The organism is Candidatus Benthicola sp. (assembly GCF_058719085.1).
The window spans coordinates 1-6,343 of the sequence record NZ_JBZQEK010000175.1 but is presented as its reverse complement, the minus strand read 5'-3'; the positions used below and the strand labels follow the sequence as shown (position 1 = coordinate 6,343).

The 6,343-nt window shown below is 64.7% G+C and carries 5 protein-coding genes; 1 reads left to right on the top strand and 4 read right to left on the bottom strand.

The window, feature by feature from the left end:
• Positions 1-190: 190 nt before the first annotated feature.
• Positions 191-1,975: an oligoendopeptidase F gene (gene pepF, locus AC36XV_RS12665; protein ID WP_492204048.1), complete on the bottom strand. Its 1,785-nt coding sequence runs from the start codon at positions 1,973-1,975 to the stop codon at positions 191-193.
• A 206-nt stretch (positions 1,976-2,181) separates the two neighbouring features.
• On the opposite strand from pepF, the gene AC36XV_RS12660 reads away from it, so the two are divergent.
• Positions 2,182-3,288: a cis-3-hydroxy-L-proline dehydratase gene (locus tag AC36XV_RS12660; protein WP_492204047.1), complete on the top strand. Its 1,107-nt coding sequence runs from the start codon at positions 2,182-2,184 to the stop codon at positions 3,286-3,288.
• 21 nt (positions 3,289-3,309) lie between these two features.
• Here AC36XV_RS12660 and AC36XV_RS12655 read toward each other — a convergent pair whose 3' ends face one another.
• The 3 genes from AC36XV_RS12655 to AC36XV_RS12645 form a co-directional block, all read right to left on the bottom strand.
• Positions 3,310-3,861, bottom strand: coding sequence for an archaemetzincin family Zn-dependent metalloprotease (locus AC36XV_RS12655; RefSeq protein WP_492204046.1), 552 nt, complete (start codon positions 3,859-3,861; stop codon positions 3,310-3,312).
• On the bottom strand, positions 3,861-5,204 hold the full coding sequence (locus tag AC36XV_RS12650; RefSeq protein WP_492204049.1) for a sigma-54-dependent transcriptional regulator: 1,344 nt from the start codon (positions 5,202-5,204) through the stop codon (positions 3,861-3,863). The genes AC36XV_RS12655 and AC36XV_RS12650 overlap by 1 nt, the downstream gene beginning before the upstream one ends.
• Positions 5,201-6,343: sensor histidine kinase (locus AC36XV_RS12645; protein WP_492204045.1), on the bottom strand; the 1,143-nt coding region annotated here is incomplete at its 5' end. The genes AC36XV_RS12645 and AC36XV_RS12650, both read right to left, overlap by 4 nt.

Genomic DNA, 6,343 nt, shown 5'->3' with positions numbered 1-6,343 from the left:
ACGACCGGGTCAGCGACGATGAGCTCGAGCCCGTCGTGCTGAGGAACGGGATACTCGCGGGACGCGGCTGGAGCTACTGGCGGGAGACGGCCCGGTCCGAGGGTATCCCGCTGGGTGGTGGAGAGTCAGCCGGGTCCTGACCCCCCCCACCCGGGCCCGTCGCGTGGCGCGGCGGTCGCGAGCGGCCTCGTCACAGCAGCGCCTCGATCTCGTCCATGATCCGATCCATCCGGCGCAACAAGGACTCGTACGGGTCCGGTCGAGCGAGATCCACTCCCGCTTCGACCAGCAGCTCGTATGGATAGCCTGAGCCCCCCGCGGCGAGCAGCTCGAGGTACGCCTCCGAAGCACCGGGAACGCCGTCCAGAATCCGCTCGGCGAGGTGGGAAGAGGCCGCGACCGATGTTGCGTACTGGTACACGTAGAAGTTGTAGTAGAAGTGCGGGATGTACGCCCACTCGAAGCTGAACAGATCATCAATTTGCACGACGCCCTCGTCGTGTCCGTGATATCGGCGTAGCAGATCTCCGTACATCTCGCCGAAGTCGTCCGCCGTCAGGGCTTCGCCGCGTTCCACACGATCGTGGATGCTCAGCTCGAACTCCGCGAACATCGACTGGCGGAAGAATGTCCCCCGCAGCTGCTCGAGAGCGTGACCCAGGTAGAACAACCGCTCCGACGAGCTCCGCGATCCGTCGAGCATCCGGCGAAGGAGCAGGGCTTCATTCAGCGTCGAGGCGACCTCGGCGACGAAGATCGAGTAGGAAGCATTGGCGAAATGCTGCTCCCGGTTGGTCAGAAACGAGTGGAGCGCGTGGCCCCACTCGTGGGCCAGGGTGGACACCGATTCGTAGTCCTCGTTGTAGTTCATGAGGACATAGGGGTGTACGTCGTAGATATGCCCGTTCATGTACGCCCCGGACTTCTTGCCCGGTCGCGGGTACACATCCATCCACCGGTCTCCGAAGCCCTGCTCCACCGCCGCGCGGGCGTCTTCGCCGAGCGGCGTCATGGCCTCGAGCACCAGCTCCTTGCCTCGCTCCACCGGAAAGACGAGATCCTCGGAGACGAGCGGCGGGTAGATGTCCCAGTACCGCATCTCCGCGAGTCCCATCATCCGCGCACGGAGCCGGAAGTATCGATGGAGAACATCGAGATTCCGGTTCGCATGGTCCACCAGGGTATGGTAGACGTCCGTGGGGATCCGGTCGGAATCGAGAGCCGCCTCGAGGGAGCTGTCGTAGCGGCGCACGCGGGCATAGAAGACGTCACGCTTCACCTGGGCGTACAGCATGGTGCCGAAGGTGCGGCCGAACCGCCGCCACACCTCGAAGAAGTCACGGAACACGCGCTCGCGGTCCGAGCGATTCGGGGCGCTTCGGTACCGGGAGTAGCCGGCCTGGTTCAGGAGGAACTCGGTCCCGTCCGAGAGCCTGATCCTGGGCCACGGCGCGTCCGCATTCGCCAGCATCGCGTACCCGGTCGAAGGTGCCTCCGTGACCAGCCCGGCCGCGGCGATGATCTCTTCCTCCGTAGCGCTCCGGGTGTGTGCGGCCCGACGAAGGATGTCCTCGAGCTGGTGACGATAGGTGTCGAGCCGCGGCTCCTCCGCGAGAAAACGCTGGACCGTGTCCTCCCCCAGGGAGAGAATCTCCGGCTCGATGAAGCTGGCGGCCTCGGAGAGTCGCGTCGCAACGAGGCTCGCCCTCTGCTCCATGCCGGCCGTCAGGCCCACCCGTGTGTCCTCGTGGTATCGCATGGAAGCATAGGAGGCGGCCCGGTACATCTCCTTCAGCACACCGGAATGGAGGTCCAGGCAATCCAGGAGCACGGCAGCTCCGGAGCCCAGGCGGTCCTGAAAACCCCTCAAGGACTCGATGCCGCGCTGCACCTCTTCGAGCGCCTCTTCCCAGGCATCTTCACCCGGATAGACCTCTTCGAGGTTCCACATGTCCTGTACATCGGAAGCTGACATTCCAGCCGCCCTTTCCGGTTGGGCACACATTGCCGACTGCCTCGTGGCCGGCAGGAACCTCCGCTCGAAGGCGACGAGGGGCAAGTGCATCCCGTCGGGGTTCCCCCTGTCGCCGACCGGAATCTCTCTGCAGCTTGTCGAAGCGCTCGAACATACCGCAATGCAAGCCGCATCCGGCGCTCACGCCGCAGGCGGAAGGGGATGGCATGCGTCTTACCGGGATCCGCGTCTACCAGGTCGACCTTCCCTTGCACGAAGGCGCGTACAGGTGGTCGGGTGGCAAATCGGTCGAGGTCTTCGACTCGACGGTCGTCAGGGTGGAAACGGACACGGATCTGGTGGGGATCGGGGAAGTGTGTCCCCTGGGGCCCGTCTATCTGCCATCCTTCGCGGCCGGCGCGAGGGCGGGCATCGCGGAAATCGCTTCCTCCCTCATCGGACTCGACCCCAGACAGCTCGACGTGGTCAACTCCAGAATGGACGCCGCTCTCAAGGGGCACCCCTACGTGAAGTCGGCGCTGGACATGGCCTGCTGGGACATTCTCGGAAAGTCCGTCGGGCTGCCCGTCTGTGAGCTGCTGGGCGGGCGCTACGGGGCGGACTTCGTGCTGTATCGTGCCATATCTCAAGGCTCTCCGGAGGAGATGGCCGCCCGGGTCGCCGAGTATCGCGCGCAGGGGTACACGAGATTCCAGCTCAAGGCGGGGAGCGACGTCGAGGTCGATATCGCGAGGATTCGGGCGGCCGCGAAGGAGCTCGGTCCAGGGGACGTCCTCATCGCGGATGCGAATACGGGCTGGCTCTCGCACGAGGCCCTTCGCGTGGCGCGCGGGGTCCGGGACATCGATGTCTACATCGAGCAACCGTGCGCTACGTACGAGGAGTGCCTGGCCGTGCGGCGGCACATCGACCACCCCTTCGTACTCGATGAATCGGTCGATTCGATCTCAACCCTCGTTCGGGCCATCTCGGACCAGGCGGCCGACGTGGTGAACCTGAAGATCGGGAAGCTGGGTGGCTTGACCCGGGCCCGGCAGGCGCGCGACCTGTGCGTCTCGCTCGGGCTGGGAGTGACCATCGAGGACACGTGGGGCAGTGACATCGCCACCGCTGCCATCGCCCATCTGGCTCACAGCACCCCGCCCGAACACCGTTTCACATCGACGGATTTCAACAGCTACGTCACGGTGAGCACCGGCCATCCCCCGCCGACTCGGGAGGGAGGGCGGATGGCGGCGCCCGCGACCCCCGGTCTCGGAGTCGATGCGCGCATGGACGTGCTGGGAGATCCGGTGTTCGAGACGGTCGCCTGAGGAGTCGGAGTCCGTCTTCGGCTAGACCCTGCGGGGGCGAGAGGCACCAGCCTTCAGGAGGGCCCGGCACTCCACGCAGAAGTCCTCCGACTTCAGATCGACGTCCTCCACGTAGGTGGCCGCATGCATGACGCAGCGGTACGCCGGGCAGTGGACGAGTCCGAACGCGTGCCCCGCTTCGTGGATCACCTCCTTGACGGTCCTTTCGGCCAATCGGTCATCATCGGCGGGCAGCCCGTAGAACTCGTTTCTCAAGCGGTGCGTGGAGACCACGGCCCCCCGACCATCCAGTTGCGCCTGGCCGAACACGAAGGTCAGCACGGGTACGAAGAGGTCCACCTGCGTGATGCCTACGATGCGGGCGTCGGGGTCGGTTGAGCGTCTCAGGAGGCCGGCCAGGATCAGCGTGGCGTTGTACTGTCCCCGCTCGGCGGAGAAGTAGCGCGGGAGGTCCATATGCAGATCGATCGGCGCGACTGCGTGACCGAGCACGGCAGCCACGTCCGCGATCGCACGCCCGGCCCAGGCGGGCATGTATCCGTTCAGGAAGCCGAGGTAGATCCGGGACGCCACTAGGTCCTTTCGATTCCGTAGCGCCGGAGCTTGTTGTAGAGCGTGCCGCGATCGATGCCCAATCTCGCGGCTGCCCGGGTGATGTTTCCGCCCTCCTCCTGGAGCGTACGCTCGATGTGGCGCTTCTCGAGGGCAGCGAGAGTGGATCCATCGGGATCGCCGGCAGGACGGGAGCTGGGCAACGGCAGGTCATCGGGTCGGACCTCCGGTTCACGACCGATGACCATGGCGCGCTCGATCGCGTTCTCGAGCTCTCGCACGTTCCCCGGCCAGTCGTACGCGATCAGCTGCTCCTCGACATCAGCCGGAATCGGCTTCACGGGCTTGCCCATCGAGTGCGCGAACTTCTCCACGAAGTGGCGCGCCAGTAGCGGAATGTCCTCGCGCCTCTCCCGGAGTGGGGGCAGGTCGATCACGAAGACGTTGATCCTGTAGTACAGGTCTTCCCTGAACGTCCCGGCCTCGATCAGAGCCTCGAGATCCCGGTTCGTGGCACAGACGAGACGGAAGTCCGACGAGATCTCCTGGTTCCCCCCGAGGCGGTGGAATCGGTGGGTCTCGAGCACTCGAAGAAGGTCGATCTGCATCTTGGCCGGAATGTCCCCGATCTCGTCCAGAAAGAGTGTGCCGCCGTGGGCCAGCTCGATCTTCCCTTTCCTTCTGTACTGCGCTCCCGTGAAGGCCCCTTTCTCGTGGCCGAACAGTTCGCTCTCGAGGAGCGTCTCGGGAATCGAGCCGCAATTCACGGCCACGATCGGAAAGAACCGTCTCTCGCTCTGCGCATGTATGGCCCTCGCGATGAGTTCCTTTCCGGTGCCGCTCTCTCCCCGGATGACCACGTTGGCGTCGGTGCCGGCGACGGTCGAGATCATGTCGAGGACATGACGCATTCTCGGGCTCTCGCCGATGATCGGCGACGGAAGCGTGAGCTCGGAGACCTTTGCCTTCAGGCGGACGTTCTCTGCCTCGAGCTGTCGTTGCTTGAGCGCGTTACGGACCGTGTTCGACAACTCGTCCGGATCCACCGGCTTCGTCACGTAGTCGAACGCCCCGAGCTTCAAAGCTTCCACCGCCGTCTCCACGGAGGCGAACGCGGTGAGGATGATGATGGCGGCGTCGCTGTCGATCTCCCGGATCCGGCGCTCGAGGGTGATGCCATCCATCCCCGGCATCTTGAGGTCGATGATCACGATGTCGAATGGGCCGGAGTTCATCCGCTGAAGGGCCACGTGGCCGTCTTCGGCGGTCTCAACCGAGAAGCCATCTTCGAGGAACCACTCCCGGAGAGAGTTCCGAACCGACAGCTCATCATCGACGATGAGGATCTTCTTGCCGTTTTTCATGCGCTCCACTCGTGGATATCCAGTTCGTAGCTGGACGCGGGCTCGCGTCTGGGCTCACGGGGAAGCTCGATCAGGAAGCTGGTTCCTCTTCCTGGATCGGACTCGACACCAATCCGTCCCCCGTGGCGGGAGACGATGCCATACACGACCGCGAGCCCGAGGCCGACTCCGCTGGTGTCTTCCTTCGTGCTGAAGAACGGATCAAAGATCCGTCCGCGAATCGATTCGGGGATCCCCGTGCCGGTGTCCTCCACGACCAGCAGCACCTCACCCTCAGGATTCGACTCCCCGGGTGACGTCCGTATCGTGAGCTGACCTCCTTCGGGCATGGCCTCGACCGCGTTGATGGTCAGGGCCAGGAGGGCCTGCACGATCTGATCGCCGTCGCAGATGATGGTGTCGTCAACCAGGTCGAGGAGGAGGTCGACCTCCACGGAGCCGAGCTCCATGTGGTGCCCCGCAAGGCTCATCACCCGGTGGATCAGCTCGTGCAGCGACTCGGGTTTGAACTCGTGGGGGGACTCCCGGGCGTACGTGAGAAGGTCCTTCACGATCCGGCCGCACCGCAGCGACTCCGTTCGGATCAGATCGAGCTCCTCGAAGATCCGGTCCCGGGCCTCTCCCTCCGGCATGTCTCTCTCGAGCTTGCGCCCGATAACGCGAGCGTAGGTGACGATTCCCGACAGAGGGTTGTTGAGCTCGTGCGCGACGGTCGCCGCCATCCGACCCAGAGAGGCGGACCGCTCGACCTGGATGATCTGCCGGTTGATCGCCTCGAGCTCGGCGCTCTTCTCGGCGACGCGGTCCTCGAGCGTCTGGGACCACTCCCTCAGCTCTGCATCGGCCTTCGCCAGGCTGCGTGCCATTTCGTTGAAGGAGCGAGCGAGCTGACCGAGCTCGTCGGTTCGGTCGAGATCGATCGACACATCGAGCCGTCCGGCGGCCAGAGCTTCGGTGCCCCGTTGCAGCTTCGAGGCCGGCACGTGAACGGCCTGGTAGACGATGAGGGCGATCACCAGGGCCGAAATCAGGATGATGACGAGGCCGACGAGTCCGCTGCGCCAGTACGCGGTGGTCATGGCTCGGTCCACGTCGGCCAGCGACATCTGGACATCGAGCACGCCCAGCACCTTCTGGTT